The organism is Carboxylicivirga caseinilyticus (genome assembly GCF_050589785.1).
Classification (GTDB): Bacteria; Bacteroidota; Bacteroidia; order Bacteroidales; family Marinilabiliaceae; genus Carboxylicivirga; species Carboxylicivirga caseinilyticus.
In genome coordinates, this window is sequence record NZ_JBNGOX010000024.1 from 62193 (window position 1) to 85667 (window position 23475).

A 23475-nucleotide genomic window follows, 5' to 3' on the forward strand; every position below is an offset into this window, starting at 1 on the left:
CTAATATACATCAAACCATGCCAGTGGCAATTAATTTATGCATTTCGAAAAACCAAATGATCTTGTTCAACATCTACAACAATCTCAGCATCTTTAGTTATTTCATCTGCCAACAGGCTTTTTGATAAATCATTTACCAGATAACGTTGCAAAGCCCGTTTAATTGGACGTGCACCAAAGAGTGGATCAAATCCGGCTGCTGCAATCCACTGAGTAGCTGCATCAGTAATACTGATGGATACATCCATGGCTGACAAACGCTTTTTCAATGATCTGAACTGTAATTCAACTATTAGAGTAATTTCTTCTTTTGACAAAGGAGTAAACATGATAACCTCATCAATACGATTTAAAAACTCAGGACGTATTGTTTGTTTCAACAATTCGAAAACCTCATTTTTTGTACTTTCAATTTTATCGACTGACAAATCAGTGTTATCACTCAACCGTTGCTGAATCAGGTGCGAACCTGCATTGGATGTCATCACAACAATGGTATTCTTAAAATCTACCACACGACCTTTATTATCCGTTAAACGGCCATCATCAAGTACCTGCAGTAAAATGTTAAATACATCCGGATGTGCTTTTTCTATTTCATCCAACAACACAACAGAATAAGGTTTTCTTCGTACCGCCTCAGTTAACTGACCGCCCTCATCATAACCTACATATCCCGGAGGTGCTCCAATCAATCGGGATACCGAATGACGTTCCTGATACTCCGACATATCGATACGTGTCATTTGATTCTCATCATCAAATAAGAACTCCGCCAAAGCCTTAGCTAATTCGGTTTTACCCACACCAGTTGAACCCAGAAAAATAAAAGATCCGATGGGGCGGTTAGCATCCTGCAATCCGGCACGACTACGTCGAACAGCATTTGCTACCGCATCAATTGCTTCATTTTGTCCAATAACCCGTTTATGCAGTTCATCTTCCAGGCTTAACAATTTCATCTTTTCAGACTTGACCATTTTTGAAACCGGTATACCTGTCCAACGACTTACAATGTGAGCCACATCTTCAGCATCCACCTCTTCTTTGATCATTACATTATCCTTTTGAAGGTCGGCAAGTTCACCTTTAAGTCTTTCTATATTTTCTTCTGCCTCTTTTATTCTACCATAGCGTAACTCGGCCACTTTATCATATAAACCTTCACGCTCTGCTCTATCGGCTTCAAAACGGTAATGCTCTATATCACTTTTATTCTGCTGAATCTTGTCAATTATAGCTTTTTCGGCTTCCCAAGCGGCACGCAAAGTAGTTCGCTCTTCCTTCAAATCGGAGATCTCCCGATTTAAATCGTCAAGCTTCACAATATCATTCTCACGCTTGATAGCCTCACGTTCTATCTCCAGTTGCTTGATTCTACGTTCTACTTCATCCACCTCTTCCGGAACTGAATTCATCTCCAACCGCAATCGACTGGCTGCCTCGTCCATCAAATCGATAGCTTTATCGGGCAGAAACCGATCAGAAATATAACGATCGGATAATTCTACAGCAGATATAATCGCTTCATCTTTGATCCGCACCTTATGGTGTGTTTCATATCTTTCTTTCAAACCCCGCAGGATAGAAATAGAACTCAACACATCAGGTTCATTAACCATCACCATTTGAAAACGTCGTTCAAGGGCCTTGTCCTTTTCAAAAAATTTCTGAAACTCACCCAGTGTAGTTGCACCAACAGCCCTTAATTCACCCCTAGCCAAAGCAGGCTTCAGTATATTGGCTGCATCCATAGCTCCTTCTCCCTTTCCGGCTCCCACTAAAGTATGTATCTCATCAATAAAAAGAATGATTTCTCCATCAGCATTCTCTACCTCTTTCACCACTCCTTTCAATCTTTCCTCAAACTCTCCTTTATACTTGGCACCGGCAACCAAAGCACCCATATCCAGCGAATAAATCTCCTTACTTTTCAGATTCTCGGGCACGTCTCCATTGATAATACGCTGTGCCAAACCTTCGGCAATTGCTGTTTTACCAACACCCGGCTCACCTACCAGAATAGGATTATTCTTAGTACGACGGGACAAAATCTGCAACACCCGACGAATTTCTTCATCACGACCAATTACCGGATCTAATTTTCCATTACGTGCACGTTCATTTAGATTGATGGCGAATCGATTCAATGTCTGATAAGTATCTTCAGCCGTTGAACTATTAACCTTTGCACCCTGACGCAACTCTTCAATAGCAGCGAGTAATCCTTTTTCGGTTAGTCCTGCATCTTTCAGCATGGATGAGACATCACTTTTAACCTGCAACAATCCAAATAACAAAAATTCCAAACTAACAAACTGATCGCCATGCTTTTTCGAAGCATCAGTAGCTTTTTGTAAGACATCTGAAGCAGGTCGGGATAAGTATGGCTCGCCACCTGCCACTTTAGGATATGAATCAACAACCGAATTTAAGACCTGAGTGTAATCATTCAATCCATTTTTCTTAACCAAAAAATCAATGATGGATTGATCAACCTGATGAACAGCCATAAGCAAATGCCCTGGCTCAATGGCCTGATGTTGTTTACCAACAGCAATTTGAGCAGCCTGCTGAATAACTTCCTGTGCCTTTATTGTGAAATTTTTCAAGTTCATAATTAATATCTTTTCTGGACACGCATCAAAAGATCTACCAAACTATATTTCAAGTCATTATGTCATTCAAAAAGCATTTGAACAGGTCATTTTTTCAGTAATAAAAGATCAATTCCGACGAATTGTCATTTATTGCTACATCATTTCAAAGGGAACTCTTATTTTTACATAGTATTTCTAACCAATGAAGAAACTTATTGCATATATTTTGAGCTATCTGTATATGGCACAGGCCATGGCTGTTGATATTGCTCATCCTCCAATTTATATTAATGACACCATTAAAAGAGATACTATTATTACAATAATACCACTAACTTTTACGAAACAGTCAGACTCTCTCAATAATACAGATCCCATCCTGGAATACATCAATCAGCGAAGATCGAAAAATAAATTCAACCAATGGGTTGGAGATTTATTAATAAGAGACAATGATACTGCCATAAAAGAAAGATCTATTGATTATTTAAAAGAATATAATCGTGTAAGTGAGAAAGAAATAGCGGTTATCCATATTATAAGGCTCGACCCTTTTGGCACATCTATTGACGACACTACTAAACAAGCGAATACCTGGATTGAACGAACTGGTAACAATCTTCGATTTACCACATCAAAGCGTATCATTAGAAAAAACATGTCCATTACTGAAGGAATGAAACTTGATCCTCAAAGTGTTTTTGAAAGCGAGCGCTTATTACGCCAATTGAATTTTATTGCTGATGCTAAAATAATGGTTGACATTAATAGCAGTGACTCTACAAAGGTGGATCTATTTGTTATCACACGAGATCGATTCCCTCATGCTTTTTCTGCCGGAGGTAATATTTCATCACCAGAAGTAACTCTTTACTCACGAAATCTGACAGGTAATGGCGTAGGTTTTTCGCATACAACAGCCTATGATTTTGGATCGAGGATTGGTAACAGTGAACAGGTTTCCATAAATAATTTTAACCGGACAAGAATTAACCTGGAGGCCAAATACTCGGATATGATTAATGATCATTCTATTTCTATTAGAGCTGATCGAAGCTTTTACATATCCGATTTAAAATATGCAGGAGGTGCACTTTTCAACAGATCTTACAGAAACATAACTCTTCCTGTCCTTTCTGCTGCACAATGGGATCATTACCTAAATTATAAATATACACGCATCTGGATGGGGCGCTCATTTGAGCTAAAGACTCAAAATTACTTCGACCAATCACACATTTATCTTATAGGACAGTATGCACATTCAAATATTTTTAATATTAATGATTCTGTTTACAATAGTGATGCAATAGGCAACAATTACTATTACTTTGGTTCTGTTACTTTTTCAAAACGCAATTATTATCAGAATAATAGGATATACAATTACGATCGAATTGAGGATGTACCACATGGCTTTATGGCAACAATTACGTATGGTGTCAACCACGCTCCCTCGATTAACAGACCCTATTTAAGGGGTCATTTTTCATTTGGTAAAGCCATCATTCCCAATAAAGGATATATCTATGGAAGTATCGAAGCCGGTTCATTTTTCAAAGCAGGTCAAAGTGAACAAGGCGAACTTATTGTAAGAGGTAAATATATCAGTCGTTTGTTTAATGTTGGAAACAATCAATTTCGAAATTTCATGGAAATTAAATACATTAAAGGTTTTAATCGATACGAAAATGAGTTTCTATTCCTAACTGAAAAAGCCGGTGGTGTAACAAGTTTCAACGATAAAAACTTAACAGGTAAGGAAAGACTGGTAATAAAAACCGAAAACGTGTTGTTTACAAAACATCGTCTGGCAGGATTTAACCTGATGTTATTAAGCTTTGCTGATTTGGGAATAATTGGTAATGGTAAAAACAACCTACTTAAACAAAACTACCAGACCAGTTTAGGTGCGGCTGTTCGTCTTATCAACAATAAACTTGTATTCAGAACCATTGAAATCCGCTTAGCCTGGCTACCTCTACTTCCTGGTAGTTCAATTCCTTTTGATTTGAGAATCAGTGGTGAATCAACTCCTCGCTTTGATGATTTTGTACCAGGAGCACCAAAAGAGGATACCTTTAAATAGTTTTTCTTTATTGTTCTTATTATTATGAATTTGAAAATAATAACAAAAAAAAACGACCGAACAACTTGCACGGCCGAATCTTGAAAATTTCAGAAGTTATTACATGATATTCTTTCTTCTAATTTGATTTTTTCAGTTCACTTCTGTCCTCTATAAAAAGTCGTCAAAATAACGACTCACTTTTTCCATAAGATGAATACGATCATGACCACGAACATTATGCTCATGGCGTGGATAAACAAAATAATCTAACTGAACTCCATTCTTTACACATTCACGAACGAATGAAAGGCTATGTTGCCAAACAACCGTTGGATCAATTGCCCCATGAATAACCATTAAACGACCTTCAAGCTGATTGACTTTATTGTTAAGATTAGACTTTTCGTATCCATCCGGATTTTCCTGTGGTGTATCCATATAACGCTCGCCATACATAATTTCATAGTATTTCCAGTCAATAACCGGTCCACCGGCAACTCCCACTTTAAATACTTCAGGATGTTCTGTCATAAGTGAAATGGTCATAAATCCACCATAACTCCATCCATGAACTCCAATTCTTTCTGCATCAACATATGGCAATGATTTAAGGTATTCGATGCCCTGCATCTGATCCTCTACTTCCAAAGTACCAAGCTGACGGTGAATAGCCTGCTCAAAATCTTTACCTCTCGAAGGTGTACCTCTATTATCCATAGTAAATGCAATGTAGCCTTTTTGAGCCATGTACAATTGCCAGCCACGCACACCACCTTGCCATCTATTTTGAATCTGCTGAACATGAGGACCTCCATAAACATAAACGATAACCGGATATTTTTTTGCAGGATCGAAATTAGTTGGTAACACTAAACGTCCGTATAATGGAGTTTCACCGTCTTTTGTGGTAAGTTCCACCATCTTAATCTCACCAATTTCCATATTCTCATACGGATTCTTTGCCTGTTTTAGTTCTTTTATTTCTTTCCCAAGGGTTGAGTAAACAACAGTCCTAACAGGTTGATCCAAGGAGCTGTAATTCGAAACAGCATATTTCCCATCCTTACTAATTATAACCCGATGAACACCGTTAGCTGCTGTAATTCTGTTCATCTTACCGGATGCCAAATTCACACGGTATGCATGACTTTCCAAAGGGGTTTCTTTTGTGGCACTGATAAAAACGTTCTTAGCTTTATCATCAAAACCAATAATATCAGTTACTTCCCAATTACCTTTGGTTAGCTGTTTAATTAGTTTACCGTCGGTATTATAGACATACAAATGATTAAAACCATCTTTAACACTTTGCCAGATAAACTGATTGTTTTTTCCAGGAATAAAAAGTGCCGGATGTTGCGGTTCTACCCATTTATCATCTTTTTCTTCAAATAGTGTAGCCACTAAATCACCACTTACCACATCATATTTATTAAGATACATATGATTTTGCTCCCGGTTTAATTCTGCAATTAGAATGTATTTTCCATCTGGAGTCCAGCAAACATTTGTAAAAAATCGATCTTTAGGTTCACCTGTTTTTAAATAAAGAGTCGTTTTGGATTTAAGATCATAAACACCAACAGTTACTTCATGACTTGTCATGCCAGCCATTGGATACTTAATATTCTCCAGTTCGGCCACACGAGGTTCAATATTAACCAATGGATAATCTGTCACCATGGTTTCATCCTTTCGGTAAAAAGCCAGTTTTGATCCGTCAGGCGACCAGTAGGTTCCCTTGGTTATGCCAAATTCGTTACGATGCACCGAGGTTCCATATACAATTCCCTTCTGTTCAGAAATTCCTACTTCCTGCTCTTCCCCATCACTAAAGAGGTAAAGACTGTTTCCTTTTGTATAAGCCAATTTATGTTGTAAACTAAGCCAATCGTTATTTTCAGCTCCTTCAGGCTTCGTAATAAAATCAGCCTTCTTACTATTCAAATCAACTAAGTAATAGCTAACTCTGTCAGAAAAGCTTATTAGCGATGAATTTTCCCATGTCAAACGTGGCAGGTATTTCATCTCTTTAATGCCATTATCCTTTAGGATAATATTTAATGACTCCTTATTAAAAGCATATTTAAGTTCGTTATCATTAATTGACTGAAAAAAAACGCTGTCATTACGCTGAATAACCAGATCATTACTTTCACCTTTAAATTTTACATCATAGTTAAACATGTAATATTTATAGAAATTTTTCCCGCCGGAAATAACATCTTCAAGACTAAGCTGAGCAAAGGCTCCAATGGCTACGATGCCAAGCATTAATGATAAACATATCCGTTTCATATTCAAAATGAGATTTATGTATTGATTGATTTCTTTCAAAATGCATAAATGCCTAAAAAAAGCGAATTATACAATGAGAAGTGTTAGAGTTTGGATGCATTTAATTATGAAAAAGCCTAAAAATAAGCATGGTGCTTAATAATAATTGATCTGAATACCGTAAATTATTACTCCAGCACAGATGTTTTTTGATTTAACGCTGGGGTTTTTACAAACTTTTAGATATATTTCGGAAAAATTCGTCTAATCGAAAAGTTAAATAATAACGAACGACCTCATTAAAGAACACAAAAAATGAAAAGAAGCCTAACTACTCTCTTCCTGATTGCAACGATGGTGTTGTTGCCGTTCAAATTAAATTCTCAGGAAGATGTTTTATTCACTAATTGCCTAAACCAGCTTAAATCGCCATTTATAGCTAGTGGACAACCCTTTAAAGCATTTCTAACAGGTGATGAAGTAGCCGAGTTTCATACAACATTTTTTGCTGGCAGTTTGTATAGAGTAGTGACAAGCAGCCATCAGGAAGGAACTATATTATTCTCGATATACGATAAGGACCGCAATCTTTTATTCAGTAATGAAAACCATGAAGCTTCCAGTTATTGGGATTTCAAAATTGAAGGTTCTGTTGAGTGCATCGTTGAGGCTCGTTTAGATACTGAAAAAACTACATCAGGTATTGCACTTTTAATGGTTGGCTTCAAAAGTCTGGAATAGTCAATTCAAGGGCTTCAAGGTAAGTAGCAATAATTAATAAGATTGTTAGGGTGATTGTATGAGCGAAGAGATATTAAAGGCACTAATTCAATTATTTGCACTTGTAGCATATCCTCGTACCGAAACCCAATCCAGACGCTTCATTGTCAAGTCTTTTCTTAATCAGCAACTAAACAAACAACTTATTGAGGAATACCTCGAATTATACGATAAGTTATACGAGGAACACGAACAACGTTTAAGCGATAAAGAAAAATTCAGAAAGAGGCACTCGGCCAGCTCCGTTAAAGTTCTAAAGATTGCCACTGAAATAAACGAAGCACTTACTTATTACCAGAAAATAATTGTACTCATCCAGCTAATCGAGTTTTTAAATATCGATTCAGGAATGAGTGATTATGAGAAAGAATTCATCGAAACAGTTTCTCAAACGTTTAATCTGCCAGAAGATGAATACCAGTCAATTATTGGCTTTATTATCAGTCAGTTTGAAGAAACACCTGATTCTCACGACGTTCTTATAGTCAACAATATTGTACGATATTCCGATAAGCATCACCGTCATCTCTTCTGGGAGAATTTGCATGGCGAGTTACGTATTTTATATGTAAAATCGGTCAGTCTTTTTGTTTTTAAATTTAAAGGCAGTCACGATTTATATATGAATGGTCAGTTGGTAAATGAACAAAGAGTTCAGATACTTAGACCAGGCAGTTCATTGCGCAATAAAAGAATTGAGCCAATTTTTTATAGTGATGTTATTGGGCAGTTTGTTGATGACAGCATTACTGCTCCGATTGATTTTACCTGCTCAAATGTTGAATATCATTTTAACAAGAAAAGTATTGGTCTGCGAAAAACCAATTTCTCATCGCGATCCGGCAAGTTGGTTGGTATTATGGGAGCCAGTGGAGCAGGCAAAAGCACCTTAGTTAATGTTCTTAGTGGTATCAATGCACCAACTAAAGGCAAGGTACTGATCAATGATATTGATATACATAAAGAAAAATCAAAAGTTGAAGGACTAATTGGCTATGTAGCTCAGGATGATTTACTGATAGAAGATCTGACTGTTTATCAAAACCTATACTACAACGCCAAACTTTGTTTTGATGATCTACCTGAATTTCAGATACAACGAAAGGTTTTAAAACTTTTGCGAGCATTAGGTCTATATGATATCAGGCTAATGAAAGTAGGCAGTCCACTTAATAAAAAGATTAGTGGCGGTCAACGTAAAAGACTAAATATCGCACTGGAATTAATTCGTGAACCGGCGATTTTATTCCTGGATGAACCCACATCAGGTTTATCTTCAAGAGATTCGGATAACATTATGGATCTCTTGAAAGAACTATCGATCAAAGGAAAACTGGTATTTGTAGTCATTCACCAGCCTTCTTCAGATATTTTCAAGATGTTTAACCAGCTGTTGGTTTTGGACACAGGTGGTTATTTAATTTACGATGGCGACCCGGTTGAAAGTGTTAATTACTTTAAGGCCTGCATCAATCATGTTAACCGTGATGAAAGTGAATGCCCTACCTGTGGTAATGTAAACTCTGAGCAGATCCTTAATATAGTTAATTCACGCATTCTGGATGAATACGGTAATTTTACATCAACACGAAAGATAGAACCAACAGAGTGGTACAACCTGTTTCACGAAGGAAGTGAATTAAATCACAAAGATCATCAGGAAAAGTCTCATGCTCTTCCTACAATATCATTCCGCATTCCGGGAAAAATCAAACAGCTGTTAATCTTTTTAAAAAGAGATTTGCTGGCAAAATTTGCCAATCGTCAGTATCTGATTATCAACCTGCTTGAAACACCTGTACTAGCACTAATTTTGGCTAGCATTATAAAATATCACAATGTAGACAGCAGTAATACAAGTGGATACACATTTGCCAACAATCCCAACATTACTGTTTACATTATTATTTCTATCATCATTGCCATTTTTGTAGGATTGACGGTAAGTGCTGAAGAAATTATAAATGACCGTAAAATACTGAAAAGGGAATCATTTTTAAACCTAAGCCGTTTAAGTTATTTACTTTCAAAATTCATAATTCTTAGCGGATTATCAGCAATACAAGCATTACTGTTTGTTTTGGTAGGAAACAGCATCATCGAACTGAATGGAATGTTTTGGCACTATTGGCTAATTCTTTTTAGTTGCTCAACATTTGCCAACATATTAGGACTGAATATATCTGATTCGTTTAAAAAGACTGTAAATGTATATATAACCATTCCTTTTCTAATAATTCCTCAATTGATTTTAAGCGGGGTATTTATCAGCTTCGACCGATTAAACCCTGGATTGAGTACTCCGGAAAAGATTCCTTTTTACGGCGAAATAATTACTGCAAGATGGGGATTTGAAGCATTGGCCGTTTCTCAGTTTAAGGATAACAAATACGAAACAATCTTTTACACAACTGACAAGTTGAAAAGTCAGGCCAATTACAGAAAAGAATATTGGTTACCAGCTTTGTATAACCATTTATCAAGCATAGAACGCTCCTATAAAGACGAAGAACAAAAAGATAAAGCATCATATTCTTTACAACTTATCAATAAAGAATTAACGAAACATAACCAACTCTATCCCAATAGAAATCAATCTTTATTGATTCCTGATCTTATTAACCTAAATGATTCAATATTATATCAGGCAAAAAGACAGTTGGACGAATTAAAAACATTCTACAAGAATTTATATAATTCAGCGGATAAAAACCAGGATTTAAAGAAGCACCAATTAAATTCAGATCCTGAAAAAAGAGCTGCTTTTATTGCATTGAAGAACGAGAATCACAACGAAGATCTGGAACGTTTGGTAAAGAATTCCAATCAGTTCTTTGCCAATAAAATAATAGAATATAAAGGTGAGTTATGGCAGAAAGTTGATCCTATCTTTCAGGATCCAGAAGAACCATTTTTAAAAGCTCACTTTCTGGCTCCATCAAAAAATATTGGATCCTACAATATTGATACATTCCTTGCCAACTTAATCATCATATGGATGATCAATGTATTTCTTTTTGTAACTCTTTATTTCAGGGGAGTTCCTAAGCTTTTACAAATTGGTACAACAATTCGTTCCAATATGGTTCGTTACATCGACAGGCATAAAAAAACTGATGAATAAGAATTATTCACCAGTTCTTTATATTTTGTTAGAAGACTAATTTACTCTTCCATTTCGATCATCTTAAACGGCACGTTAATGATAGACTGATAGTCTTCACCGGCTTCAAACATATCCTCATCATCTTCTTCATAATACCAGTTAATCTCAACTTTATTTCCTTTTTTATGAATCAATTCCAATCGTTTAAAGATATCCAGAATACATTTCGAAGAACTGGTATTAAAATACTCTAATTGAATATTTACGCCAGTTTCCGCAGCAGGCTCTTCTCCAAACTTCTCCAACCAATCAATAATAGGCTTATAAAACTCAACTGAGTTTTCAGGAATAGAACGGCCTTTAATCTCTACTAACCCATTCTCTCCATCCAGTCTTACATAAGGTGTTTTCGGTGTTCCCTCACGAATAATTGTTTCCATATTGGCAATTAAACGGTTAACTAATGTATACATCTAATGAAAAAAAGATGTATTCATCATCAAATTCATAAAAATAATACTCTAACTTATTTCCTGTCTTTCTGACAATATCCAACATTCCTAATCCTCCTCCTCCTTTGTCAGAAAATTCTTCATTACTAAGGATGTCACGGTACAACATTCGTACTTCTTCATCAGAAAGCGAATTGACCTGATCAATTCGATCTTTAATATAACTTAACTTTTCCTTTTTTACAAAATTACCCGTTGATATTCTGTAAAAGGTACCATCCTTACTTAAAATGATAATTCCAAAGTTGCTTTCTTGTTCTACGGGGGCTGTTACTGGTGGCAGATCAACATGGTGATAAAGATTTTGAAGACATTCAACAAATACATTGTATACCTTCTTCCTAACCCTGTTTTTCTCGTTCTTCAAATTGAGGCTTTTCTCTATTGAATCCAAGGCTTCAGAAATTAAATCAGAGGTAATACTGCCGTTGTACTCGAGCACTACCTCACCTTGCTTTTTTTCTGTATACCAGTTTTTTAATTCGAACCCCATTCTTCTTTGGTCTATTACCAATTACAAATATAAAAAAATAACCCAAAGGCTAAACCTTTGATATTTTAATAAACTTACACAATTTGTCAGTTGATCAAAATATTTTGTGACTAAGTTAACAATAATACTGACTAATCCAGTGATCATTTACATTTCTTATATTCCACCACCTTCAGAATATAGTAAATCCCGGGGTTTAAATTGAACCAGTTTGGAACTAGGTGCAACCGGATTAGTAACCCAAACGTTACCGCCTATAACAGAATTGGCCCCAACGGTGATTCTACCCAGTATAGTTGCCTGAGCATAAATAACCACATTATCTTCAATGATCGGATGCCTTGGCACACCTTTAATAGGATTTCCATCATCATCCAGTGGAAAGCTTTTTGCACCCAAAGTAACACCCTGATAAAGCTTAACATTCTTACCAATTATTGAAGTGGCACCAATAACAACACCCGTTCCATGATCGATAGAGAAATATTCGCCTATAGATGCTTTAGGGTGTATATCAATGCCCGTCTCGGAATGTGCCATTTCAGATATAATTCTTGGAATTAAAGGCACACCAATATTTACTAATGCATTTGCAATACGATAATTTGAAATGGCTCTGATCGCAGGATAACAAAAAATTACTTCTCCCCTACTTTTAGCTGCAGGATCGCCCAGAAACGCGGCTTCAACATCGGTTGATAAAACCCTTCGAATTTCAGGTAATTGAGAAACAAACTCAGCAGCCAATTGATGCGCTATTGCTTGTACTTCCCTATCATCCATAACCTGTGTATCTGAACATTCAAAACACAAGCCTGCCATTATCTGGTCAGCCAATAAAGCATATAACTTTTCTGTATTAACTCCAATATAATATCCGATACTATCCGATCGCATAGCCGTATCATCAAAATATCCGGGAAATATAATTTCACGTGCAAGATTTACAATCTCTGCCAAAGAATTGATAGATGGCATTCTGTGTTCCTGCACCTTTTGATGGCAAACAGACTTATATGATTGCTCTTTAGAGAGCTCCTCTATAGCTCTTTTGACTATTGCTGCAGTTTGGTTGTTTGTCATAATGTGGCTTTTCTGCTAAAATACGGTTAATATGCTTTATTGCTAACTTTTTTCTCACTTCACCAGATCCTTCAATAATACAGTAATTAAAACCATAAAAGTCCAGTTCTTGTTTATACAATTGAAATAATTCTTCTCTTATATGTCCGTTTTCTCTAACATTATCCTGAATCCATGGAATATCGGGTTTACACAAAAGAAACAAATCAACTTTTAATTGCTTCAATCCTTGATGGACCCATATAGGACATTGTCCATATACATAGGTAAACCAGATTTTGGTGATAATTAAAAAAGTATCAAAAAAAACAATCTCTTGATCCTTATCGATAGCCTCTTCATATTGCTTAACCTGTTTTTTGGCAATTAATTCAACATCTTCAATGGTATAATCACGTTTAAGGTTTTCAACATATTCACGGGCAAATTCCGGCATCCAACAAGTGTCATAATAATCAGACAAAACCTCACACAGACTTGTTTTACCAGACGATTCCGGCCCTGTCATTACAACAAAAGTTTTATCTTCAGACTTTACTCTCACGAATCATTATTTTTTGCCATTGCTTAAAGCCCCAATAAGCTCCTGCCGTATATATTAAAAATAAGAAACTATAAAAATACAGATCTGCTGAATTATTATAGACCTGTGCCTTATAGAAATACATTACCATTGATACAAAATCAACAACAATCCATATCAACCAATGTTCTATTATTTTTCGAGCCAACATCCAGGTTGCCATAAACGAAGCTGCTGTGGTTGCAGCATCAAGATATGGCATTTCAGAGCCCGCAATATCAAGCATAGCAGGAATTTTCAATAATGCCAGTAAGATAATAAGATAAACTCCAACACCTATGATAGTCAGGTTTACAACCTGACTTTGAGAAACCTTGCTTATGGGAACCTCATCTTTATTTTTGGATGTTGAAGAATATGACCAGAACCACCAGCCATAAAAACTTACTATGAGATAATAAAACTGGAGACTCATATCAGCATATAACCTGGAAGTAAAAAACACCCAGATTGATAAGGCCGATGCCACAATACCCCATGGCCAAAGCCATATTTTTTCACGAATGGAATAATACAAATAAATGAGAGAAGCCACAGTACCGGCCGCTCCCATTCCATACATCTTAATATATTCTAACATTTTATTTTAAAAGCTGAGCGTAGTCTTTTTTGGTTGATACTAACTCTATGGCCTTATTATAATCTTCAGATAAAGTATTGATCGTTTCAAAATATTCTGAAGTTGAAAATAAATCACGGGCAATTAAAGCTTTCAACTGAGTACGCATTAACAAATCAGATACCTTCAATTCATCATCGTTACGTTCAATCCCTTCTTTTTCTCCTGCTGATATTAATTGATTAATCAATTCCTCAGACACCTCAAACTGATCACTAAATTCCTTGTAACTGGTATATGCACCTTTCAGTAATTCACGATTATTATCAACATAGGTTAGAATCATTCTGTTAACAGTTCCCGATGCAACCAAATCACGATAATAATCAGAATACATCGTTGTGTCCATCGGAACAAATACATCCGGCATGATTCCACCACCTCCATAAACGGTACGACCACTAACTTTTGTATGATATTTCAAACTTTCATCAAAATGGATACTATCTACATTCTCCATTTCTCCATGCAAATAACGATTACCAATTTCGTAACGGTAAGCATCTTCACCTTCACTATAATCTTTTTGAATACAACGACCTGAAGGAGTATAATACTTAGCAATGGTTAAACGAATCATTGAACCATCAGGAAAATCAAATGGTCGTTGAACCAATCCTTTTCCAAAGCTACGACGTCCAACAACAATTCCACGATCCCAGTCCTGAACAGCACCAGCAACAATTTCACTGGCTGAAGCCGAACCTTCATCCATTAATAATACCAATTTACCTTTTTCAAAACGACCTTTTTTTCTGGCCGTATGCTCACGACGTTCGCTATTTAAACCCTGCGTATAAACAATAAGATTATCCGATCCTATCAATTCATCTGCAATGTCAATCGCTGCTTTCAGATATCCTCCACCATTACCACGAAGGTCAATAATTAAATTCTCGTATTTGTTTTCTTCGAGCTTATCTAATGCGTCAATAAATTCCTGATGTGTAGTTAAAGCAAAACGTGTTATTTTAACATAGGCTGTTTTAGGATCAGCCATGTAGGATGCCTCAACACTATGAATCGGAATTTTATCGCGCACTACTGTAAATGATAAATCCTGACCTTTTCGATTAATGGCCAGTTTTACCTTGGTTCCTTTTTTACCACGAAGGTATTTATAAACGTCGCTGTTTTTAATTCCAATACCGGCTACATTATCACCATCAATACTTACAATACGATCACCTGCAGCAATTCCAACTTTTTCAGATGGTCCACCTATCAAAGGTGTAACAACCATAAGAGTATCATGTAAAATATTAAATTGAATACCAATGCCATCAAAACTTCCATCCAACGGTTCGTTCATGGCTGCCACCTCATCAGCTGTTATATAAACCGAATGAGGATCAAGACTCTTAAGCATGCCTGCAATTGCCTCCTCTGTCAATCGTGTATCATTCACTGTATCAACATACAATGAATTAATCAACTGATAAGTCAATTGTAATTTCTGAAGGTTTTTATCCACTGACTGAGCCTGTAAATTAACCGCTATGATGGCGATCATCATTCCCAAAATCAGTTTCCTAAATCCATTTCTTACTTTCATAATGTGATGCTTTAAATTTCCGTCTCTCATGCGTACGAAAAATAAATTACAATGTTATAAATAAACAAAAGCCGGAACTAAAAAGTTTGTTCCGGCTTGTAATATCTATCAGAGCCAATGCCTACTCCCATTCAATGGTTGCAGGTGGTTTAGAGCTTATATCGTAAACTACCCGGTTAACTCCTTTAACTTTATTTATAATTTCGTTTGAGATACGTGCCAGAAAATCGTATGGTAAATGAACCCAGTCTGCAGTCATACCATCGGTAGAAGTAACTGCGCGTAATGCAACCACTCTTTCGTAGGTTCGTTCATCACCCATTACTCCAACTGATTGAATAGGTAAAAGCATAGCACCAGCCTGCCATACCTGATCGTACAAACCACTATCTTTTAATCCTTGAATAAAGATGTAATCTACTTCCTGAAGCAAAGCTACTTTTTCGGCAGTGATATCACCTAAAATACGAATAGCCAAGCCTGGTCCCGGAAATGGGTGACGTCCTAATAAAGAATCATCAATACCAAGTGCTTTACCTACACGACGTACCTCATCTTTAAATAATAAATTTAGAGGTTCTACAATTTTAAGGTTCATCTTCTCAGGAAGACCTCCTACGTTGTGATGCGATTTAATGGTAGCAGATGGTCCGTTAACTGAAACAGATTCAATTACATCAGGATAAATCGTACCTTGTGCCAACCATTTTACATCTTGTATTTTGTGTGCTTCCACATCGAAGGTTTCGATGAATACACGACCAATAATTTTACGTTTTGTTTCCGGATCAGAAACCCCGTCTAACTCACCCAGGAATTCTTTTTTGGCATCTACACCAATTACATTCAAACCCATGTGTTTGTATGAATCCAACACTGCTTCGAATTCATTCTTACGAAGTAATCCGTTATCAACGAAAATACATGTAAGGTTTTCGCCAATAGCTTTGTGTAAAAGAACACCTGCAACAGTACTGTCAACACCACCAGATAAACCTAAAACAACTTTATCGTTACCTAACTTCTCTTTTAAGCCAGCAACTGTTGAATCAACAAATGAATCGGGAGTCCAGTCCTGAGCACATCCACAAACACTAACCACAAAGTTTTTCAAAATTTGTGTTCCTTCAGTACTGTGGTATACCTCGGGGTGAAATTGCAAACCAAAGGTTGTTTCGCCTTCAATTTTGTAGGCAGCAACTTTAACGTCCTTGGTACTTGCAATGATTTTATAATTTTCGGGAAGCTTAGCGATAGTATCGCCATGCGACATCCATACTTGAGAATGATGGCTTACTTCCTTCATCATAATATTTTCAGAATCTACAAACTCAAGGTTAGCTCTACCGTACTCGCGTGTTGCAGAAGGTAAAACTTCGCCACCATAGTTGTGTGATAGGAATTGAGCTCCATAACACACTCCCAACAAAGGCATTTTACCTTTTATTTCTGATAAATCAGGTTCCGGAGCATCCTCGTCTCTGACACTATAAGGACTTCCACTTAAAATTACTCCTTTTACGGTATCGTCAAATTCGGTACAGTTATTGAACGGATGAATTTCGCAATACACATTAATTTCTCTAACACGTCTGGCAATCAACTGTGTATACTGAGAACCAAAATCCAGAATGATGATTTTTTCTTGCATCAACCTTAACCTTAAATCGTTTGTATGTAAAAATTTTGCGCAAATATAAGGATTAATTAAGTATAAAGGGGAAAGGATAAAGTAAAAAGAAGAAGTATTAACCCATTCGTTTTCAAATTAACTCTTTTATTGATGATGAAAATAATTTAACAATATTTTTAATAAATTACATTAAAATTCATTTTACATTTATTATTTTTAGAATTCAACCAAACACCCTTAACAATGCTTAAATACTTCCCAACACTTTTAGCATTAAGCTTCATATTTACAATAAACTCTTATGCTCAATATGAACTTAAATTGAAATTAGACTATCCTCCATTAGAATTAAAACTAGATCCTTTTATTGATTTCGAAATCGATCAATTGGAATTAAGCCAGCCCAGCGTTTTAAAATCAATTGCAGACACGATAAGTTTATTACCTAACTTACAACTGGATAGCAAAACATACATTGCGGAATTCAACGTTTATCACCGTCAGAAATTCAATTCCTACTTTGCTTTAGGTGCCTACGACTGGACCAATGCTGAAAAAAAAGCTGACTTATGGGATAATACAACCTTTTGGTATGGATTTGGGCTATTAAAAACTTTTAGTTTAATGAACCCAACTGAAGTTCAATACCAATACACATTAAATTTAGAATTAAATCAACCTATAAACAATTGGCTCAGCCTGCGATCTAATGCACATTATATAAGCAAACCCATTTATAAATTTAACAATGCAAATGGTTCACTTTTTCATATGAATCCATTATTTATGCAAAGTGATGTAGCAGCCAGTTTACAAGCGCAATACAATAATGTTAAAATTGATGTTGGATTCCGATCCATATTTAATACACAATCAAAAAACAGTAGTCCTATCAATATGATAAACACGAAGATGAGTGTAATATTCTAATTTACAAACCTTTTAACGAAACCTTTGTTATTTCAACCTTTTCTTTATTAGTAGTATAGGCAATATACAAACAGTCATTATAAACCATTGACTTAGGATAATGATATCCTTCTCGCTTATACTTTCCATCGTATTTTAACGATGGCAGTTCACTTGATTTTCTGAGGACATATGCTTTATTAAAAATCTTGCCATCATCACTCAATGTCAACACCAAAGGATAACGCATTTTACTATTAACCGGATTACTTACAAAATAAGCTGTTCCATCCGACAAATTACCAGCACTCTGTTTCGATCGCGAATCCGGCATATCGGTAATAACCGGTGTTGACCAACTACGCCCTTCATCCAGACTAACAGAAGCAAGTTTACAAAATGAACTTTTCTGATCGCGAAACACCATTACGAGAGCTCCATCTTTACGAAGATACGAACTCGGTTCCAGCTCGCGGGTCACATCTCCCTTGTACTCCATGTTATTCATCTGCCCCTGCTGCCATCCACTAATTCCAGAAGGATCATCGGTAAAAATCGGACTTAAATGAAGACCTGGTGAAACATGAACAGCATTAATAATTCTGCCTGATGCAATCTGATGTGGATCCTGTTCGAAGGCTCCAATCATCTCTTCTCCATGTAACCACCTTACTGTTTTTTTACCTGACCAATTTATACCATCTGTCGAAAGCATATATTTTACCCTGCAATAACGTGGGGATTCTTCATAAGTCCATTCATTAATATAAGCGACCAATGTATCGCCATATTGCCACCAACCACCCGATGTACAATAACCACTATCAGGACTGGCCGCTAAAATTCCGGGATTAGTCCAAATTTTCCCATCATCACTATATGAATATACTACCCTTGTATCATGTGAATCTTCATCTTGTTCAGAGCTTTGCCACATACAATAAATTCTATCTTTAAATGCGATTGCAACCGCTCCATTACAATATTTATCCGTTGAATCTGAAGCAGAATAAATAGTTGCCGTTTCAAGTCCCAAAGGCATTTCCAACCCAAGATCCTCAGCATTTGACTGATCGAAAAGATTATTCTTCACACTTAAAACAGGTTGTTTCATACAAGAAGTAACAAACAACAACAGAATAAACAAGAAAATATATAAACTTCGAATCATACCCTTCAATTTACTGGAGCAAACGAACAAACTTAGTTCAATTTTAACTGAAAGAGACTAAAATTCAATAAACATTTTTCTAAATCTCATTAATGTATTTGCATCTACAACGAATATTTATACTTTAGATTTCAACCTATCACCATATATTATGCAATTTTTTAGAAATTTTAAAAATATTGGTCCCGGTAGTCTCGTAACTGCAGCATTTATTGGACCGGGAACCATAACCACCTGTTCACTTGCCGGAGCAAATTTTGGTATGGCTTTACTTTGGGGATTACTTTTTTCCATTATTGCCACTCTTATTCTACAGGAGATGACTGCCCGTTTGGGAATTATTACTCAACAAGGCTTAGGTGACGCCATTCGAAATCTGATACAAAATCCAGTCTTAAAAATATTGTCTGTCGTTTTAATTATTTCAGCTATTACCATTGGCAATGCAGCTTATGAAACCGGAAACCTGATTGGTGCAGCCATGGGAATTGACACAGTTCTTCCAGAAGAACATATCAAAGCAATTAGTTTGATTATTGGACTGGCCGCTTTTGTACTACTATGGCTAGGCAGTTACCGTATTCTGGAAAAAGTATTGATTGGATTGGTCATATTAATGAGTCTTGTTTTTCTGACTACAGCCATTGTAATAGCACCTCATTTTCAATCTATTATTAAAGGAATATTTATTCCTTCCTTTCCTGGCGGTTCTGCGTTAATGTTGATTGGGCTGATTGGAACAACCATTGTACCGTATAATCTTTTTTTACACACTTCTGTAGTAAAAGAACGATGGAAGACAAAAGAAGATTTACCAAAAGCCAGATTTGATCTGTTTATTTCAATTATTCTGGGAGGTATTATTTCGATGAGCATTGTAATCACTTCTGCTATGGCATTTTATGCGACCAATCACGAAATAAAGGGAGCAAGTGATATGGCTATTCAACTTGAACCGATATTAGGTAGCTGGGCAAAATATATATTAGCCAGTGGATTATTTGCGGCTGGTATATCATCAAGCATTACAGCCCCATTGGCTGCTGCCTATGCAACCTCTGGCATATTAGGCTGGAAAAGCACCATGAAGGACTGGCGTTTCAAATTGGTATGGATGATTATTCTTGGCATCGGAATTCTTTTTTCATCGCTTGATTACAAACCTATTGAAGCCATATGGTTCGCACAGATCACAAATGGTATACTTCTACCTGTCATCGCAACCTTTCTGGTTTTAGTAATGAATAATAAAAAATTATTGGGCGACAAGATCAACAAACCCCTTGCAAATGTGGCAGGCATATTTGTGATAATTATTACCTTGGCCTTGGGTTTACGAAGCATTTTATCAGTAACAGGAATAATATAAAAGATGCATACAATAGATATCAATTGCGATTTAGGTGAAAGCTACGGTGCTTATAAGATTGGCAATGATCTTGCGATATTAAAATTCATTTCATCTGCCAATATTGCCTGTGGATTCCATGCTGGCGATCCGGGAGTAATCCGAAAAACCATTGAAGCAGCATTAAATCATAATGTCGCTATTGGTGCTCATCCTGGATTTCCGGATATACAAGGCTTTGGAAGAAGAAACATGTATTTGAGTGATGATGAATTATTTGATACCATTCTTTACCAGGTAAGTGCTTTAAAAGGCATAACCGAAGCACTTGGTGGAAAACTCCAGCATGTAAAACCTCATGGTGCAATGTACAATATGGCTGCAAAAGACTATCACATGGCGAAAACTATTGCCAGAGCTGTTAAGAAGATAGATCCTTCATTATTTTTTTATGGGTTGGCAAATTCGCAAATGATTCAGGCAGCAAAAGATGAAGGGTTAACAACTGTTAGTGAAACGTTTGCTGACCGCAGATATACAAAAGAAGGACTGTTAGTTCCCCGATCACAACCCGATGCAGTAATACACGACAGCAATCAATGCATTCAACAGGTATTAACTATGGCTAAAGATCAGAAAGTAATCAGCGCAGATGGACATGAAATCACTCTTAAAGCAGATACCATCTGCTTACATGGAGACAACGTGCAGGCTCTTGAATTAGCCAAGCATATAACTGAAGCCCTCGAAAAATCGGATATTCACATTTCAGCCATTAATAACTGGTCAATTGGAATTTAATTATCATATACTTGGTGACAGTGCTGTATTAATTCGATTAGAGCAGGAAATCAGTCCGCGCATACTGGAGAAGGCAAATGCTTTTACAAACGCCATTCAATCACTTGAAATAAAAGGAATCACCCAGGTACTTCCATCCTACTCTGAAGTTACCATTTTTTACAATCCAACATTGATATCTTTACCCAGACTTCTAAAAACCATTAAAAAAATAAAGATTGAAGATTTCTCATACAACAAGAAAGAGGTCAGACTCATACATATTCCGGTTTGTTATGACATCAGTTTAGGGTTAGATATTGAATCCGTTGCTGAACATCATCAAATTAAAATTGAAACACTTATAGATAAACACTGCTCCAATAAATATTTGGTTTATATGTTAGGATTTACACCCGGATTTGCCTATCTGGGCGGTTTGAATCCGCAACTGGCCACACCGCGTAAACAAACCCCACGAAAACTTATACCCGCCGGATCTGTTGGTATAGCCGGAAATCAAACAGGAATTTATCCCATTAACAGTCCTGGTGGTTGGCAAATTTTAGGACAGACTCCAATTAAGATGTTTGATATCAATCGTAAACCAGAGGTATTTATCCAATCAGGAGATTACATTCAATTCGATCCTATTACAATTGAGGAATTTAATAAGATTAAAGAATCAACGCCTCCTGAATACCAAATCAGGACAGAAAAATATACTCCTGAATATGAATAAGATTAGAGTCATAAAAGCAGGTTTAATCAGCACTATTCAGGATGGAGGAAGATCTGATTTTCAAAAGATTGGAATGCCAGTTGGTGGAGCTATGGACATAGTTGCCTTGAAAATGGCTAATTATCTGGCGGGTAACAACCCTTTGGAAGCAGCAATAGAGATGACCATGACAGGTTGCTGCATTGAATTTTATTCTGACAGTTTTATTGGTATTGTAGGGGCTATGCCAGAACTAACACTAAATAGTATGCCGATCGAACCTTATCGAACCATTCAGATTAAAGCTGGTGATGTTCTGGATATTTTAAAGATTAACCAAGGTGCCAGAACGTATTTATCAATTGCTGGAGGATTTGATTTACCTGACATTATGGGTAGTAAATCAACCTATTTATATGGTAAACTAGGTGGTTTCAATGGAAGAGTTTTAAAGGATGGAGATATTATTCTAATTAATCAAAGCAAACCGAATTTGAAACTGCGGAGAATTAAGGTGAAACATATTCCTCAACTTCCGACAGAACCCGTTCTACGAATTCTGCCAGGACCAGAAAAAGAAAGATTCACATGGAATGGCCTGGCAAATTTCCTGACTAAACCTTACTCTCTTTCACCACATTGCGACAGAATGGGGTTTCGCCTCGACGGACCTGCTATTGAACACCTAAACAATGATGCAGATATTATATCATCTCCCATTGCATTTGGAACCATACAGGTTCCGAGTCATGGTTCACCCATTATCATGATGGCAGATCGACAGACAACTGGTGGATATACCCGGATTGCCAATGTGATAACGGCAGATTATCCGATTCTGGCACAATTAAAACCCGGAGATAAGATACGTTTTAAAGAAGTCAGTTATAAAACAGCAATTAAAGCTTTGAAAGCACAGGAGAAGATTATGAAGAAATATAGCTAAAAATCCATATTGTTCTCTTGTGGTTTCAACACAGACGTCCCTGCCGGGACTATTGCTTAGCATCATCTTTACATAGCACTTACGTACTATGCTATTTACAAACCTTACTTAGTGTATAACTTTTTTTAGTAAAAGTCTTTCACACAAAGATCGCCATGTTACTTACGTACTTTTATTTCTTTTAGCAAAAAACAAGAGGGTGTCCAAAAAGTGATTCTGCAAATAAGGAATCTTTCAAATTGTAACTTTACTTTCATTATACCCCACCAAACCTCCCCTAAAAGGGAG

General features: G+C 36.4%; 18 protein-coding genes. 8 read left to right on the plus strand and 10 right to left on the minus strand.

The genetic code is table 11. From position 1 onward, the window contains the following. Positions 1–35: 35 nt before the first annotated feature. Complete coding sequence (gene clpB / locus ACRD62_RS13125) at positions 36–2618, minus strand: ATP-dependent chaperone ClpB (protein WP_430820567.1); 2583 nt, start codon at positions 2616–2618, stop codon at positions 36–38. Between the two features lie 184 nt (positions 2619–2802). On the opposite strand from clpB, the gene ACRD62_RS13130 reads away from it, so the two are divergent. Further along, the gene (locus ACRD62_RS13130) at positions 2803–4689 is read left to right on the plus strand and encodes a BamA/TamA family outer membrane protein (RefSeq protein WP_430820568.1); all 1887 of its coding nucleotides are present in this window, start codon (positions 2803–2805) and stop codon (positions 4687–4689) included. Between the two features lie 150 nt (positions 4690–4839). On the opposite strand, the gene ACRD62_RS13135 is transcribed toward ACRD62_RS13130, so the two are convergent. Beyond that, positions 4840–6969 (minus strand): S9 family peptidase, encoded by a 2130-nt coding sequence (locus tag ACRD62_RS13135; protein WP_430820569.1) that lies wholly within the window; start codon positions 6967–6969, stop codon positions 4840–4842. A 294-nt stretch (positions 6970–7263) separates the two neighbouring features. Here ACRD62_RS13135 and ACRD62_RS13140 point away from each other — a divergent pair, with 294 nt between their 5' ends. Both ACRD62_RS13140 and ACRD62_RS13145 read left to right on the plus strand, forming a co-directional pair. Next, positions 7264–7689 carry a hypothetical protein gene (locus ACRD62_RS13140; RefSeq protein ID WP_430820570.1) on the plus strand — a complete coding sequence of 142 codons (426 nt, stop codon included), beginning with the start codon at positions 7264–7266 and terminating at the stop codon, positions 7687–7689. Positions 7690–7747: 58 nt separating this feature from the next. Then, positions 7748–10852 (plus strand): ATP-binding cassette domain-containing protein, encoded by a 3105-nt coding sequence (locus ACRD62_RS13145; RefSeq protein WP_430820571.1) that lies wholly within the window; start codon positions 7748–7750, stop codon positions 10850–10852. Positions 10853–10893: 41 nt separating this feature from the next. Here the strand turns inward: ACRD62_RS13145 and ACRD62_RS13150 are convergent, their stop codons facing one another. The 7 genes from ACRD62_RS13150 to guaA form a co-directional block, all read right to left on the minus strand. Then, the gene (locus tag ACRD62_RS13150; RefSeq protein ID WP_321410024.1) at positions 10894–11274 is read right to left on the minus strand and encodes a DUF1987 domain-containing protein; all 381 of its coding nucleotides are present in this window, start codon (positions 11272–11274) and stop codon (positions 10894–10896) included. 16 nt (positions 11275–11290) lie between these two features. After that, positions 11291–11839 (minus strand): SiaB family protein kinase, encoded by a 549-nt coding sequence (locus ACRD62_RS13155; RefSeq protein ID WP_430820572.1) that lies wholly within the window; start codon positions 11837–11839, stop codon positions 11291–11293. A gap of 156 nt (positions 11840–11995) precedes the next feature. Next, complete coding sequence (locus tag ACRD62_RS13160) at positions 11996–12922, minus strand: serine O-acetyltransferase (protein ID WP_430820573.1); 927 nt, start codon at positions 12920–12922, stop codon at positions 11996–11998. Continuing rightward, positions 12867–13466 (minus strand): AAA family ATPase, encoded by a 600-nt coding sequence (locus tag ACRD62_RS13165; protein ID WP_430820574.1) that lies wholly within the window; start codon positions 13464–13466, stop codon positions 12867–12869. Before ACRD62_RS13165 ends, ACRD62_RS13160 begins: the two co-directional genes overlap by 56 nt. Next, the gene (pnuC, locus tag ACRD62_RS13170; RefSeq protein WP_430820575.1) at positions 13450–14085 is read right to left on the minus strand and encodes a nicotinamide riboside transporter PnuC; all 636 of its coding nucleotides are present in this window, start codon (positions 14083–14085) and stop codon (positions 13450–13452) included. Before pnuC ends, ACRD62_RS13165 begins: the two co-directional genes overlap by 17 nt. A gap of 1 nt (position 14086) precedes the next feature. Next, a complete protein-coding gene (locus ACRD62_RS13175; protein WP_430820576.1) occupies positions 14087–15679 on the minus strand; it encodes a S41 family peptidase in 1593 nt (530 codons plus the stop codon). A gap of 121 nt (positions 15680–15800) precedes the next feature. After that, a complete protein-coding gene (gene guaA, locus ACRD62_RS13180; RefSeq protein WP_430820577.1) occupies positions 15801–17330 on the minus strand; it encodes a glutamine-hydrolyzing GMP synthase in 1530 nt (509 codons plus the stop codon). A gap of 225 nt (positions 17331–17555) precedes the next feature. Between guaA and ACRD62_RS13185 the strand changes: the two genes are divergently transcribed. Beyond that, a complete protein-coding gene (locus ACRD62_RS13185; RefSeq protein WP_430820578.1) occupies positions 17556–18242 on the plus strand; it encodes a hypothetical protein in 687 nt (228 codons plus the stop codon). 1 nt (position 18243) lies between these two features. Here ACRD62_RS13185 and ACRD62_RS13190 read toward each other — a convergent pair whose 3' ends face one another. Further along, positions 18244–19392, minus strand: a complete 1149-nt coding sequence (locus tag ACRD62_RS13190; RefSeq protein ID WP_430820579.1) for an exo-alpha-sialidase — start codon at positions 19390–19392, stop codon at positions 18244–18246. 151 nt (positions 19393–19543) lie between these two features. Between ACRD62_RS13190 and ACRD62_RS13195 the strand changes: the two genes are divergently transcribed. The 4 genes from ACRD62_RS13195 to ACRD62_RS13210 are packed head-to-tail and all read left to right on the plus strand — an operon-like array spanning position 19544 to position 23187. Then, positions 19544–20761 (plus strand): Nramp family divalent metal transporter, encoded by a 1218-nt coding sequence (locus tag ACRD62_RS13195; RefSeq protein ID WP_430820580.1) that lies wholly within the window; start codon positions 19544–19546, stop codon positions 20759–20761. Between the two features lie 3 nt (positions 20762–20764). Continuing rightward, positions 20765–21541 (plus strand): LamB/YcsF family protein, encoded by a 777-nt coding sequence (locus tag ACRD62_RS13200; RefSeq protein ID WP_430820581.1) that lies wholly within the window; start codon positions 20765–20767, stop codon positions 21539–21541. Continuing rightward, positions 21531–22262 (plus strand): 5-oxoprolinase subunit PxpB, encoded by a 732-nt coding sequence (gene pxpB / locus ACRD62_RS13205; RefSeq protein ID WP_430820582.1) that lies wholly within the window; start codon positions 21531–21533, stop codon positions 22260–22262. The genes ACRD62_RS13200 and pxpB overlap by 11 nt, the downstream gene beginning before the upstream one ends. Beyond that, positions 22255–23187: a 5-oxoprolinase subunit C family protein gene (locus ACRD62_RS13210; protein ID WP_430820583.1), complete on the plus strand. Its 933-nt coding sequence runs from the start codon at positions 22255–22257 to the stop codon at positions 23185–23187. Before pxpB ends, ACRD62_RS13210 begins: the two co-directional genes overlap by 8 nt. Positions 23188–23475 lie beyond the last annotated feature (288 nt).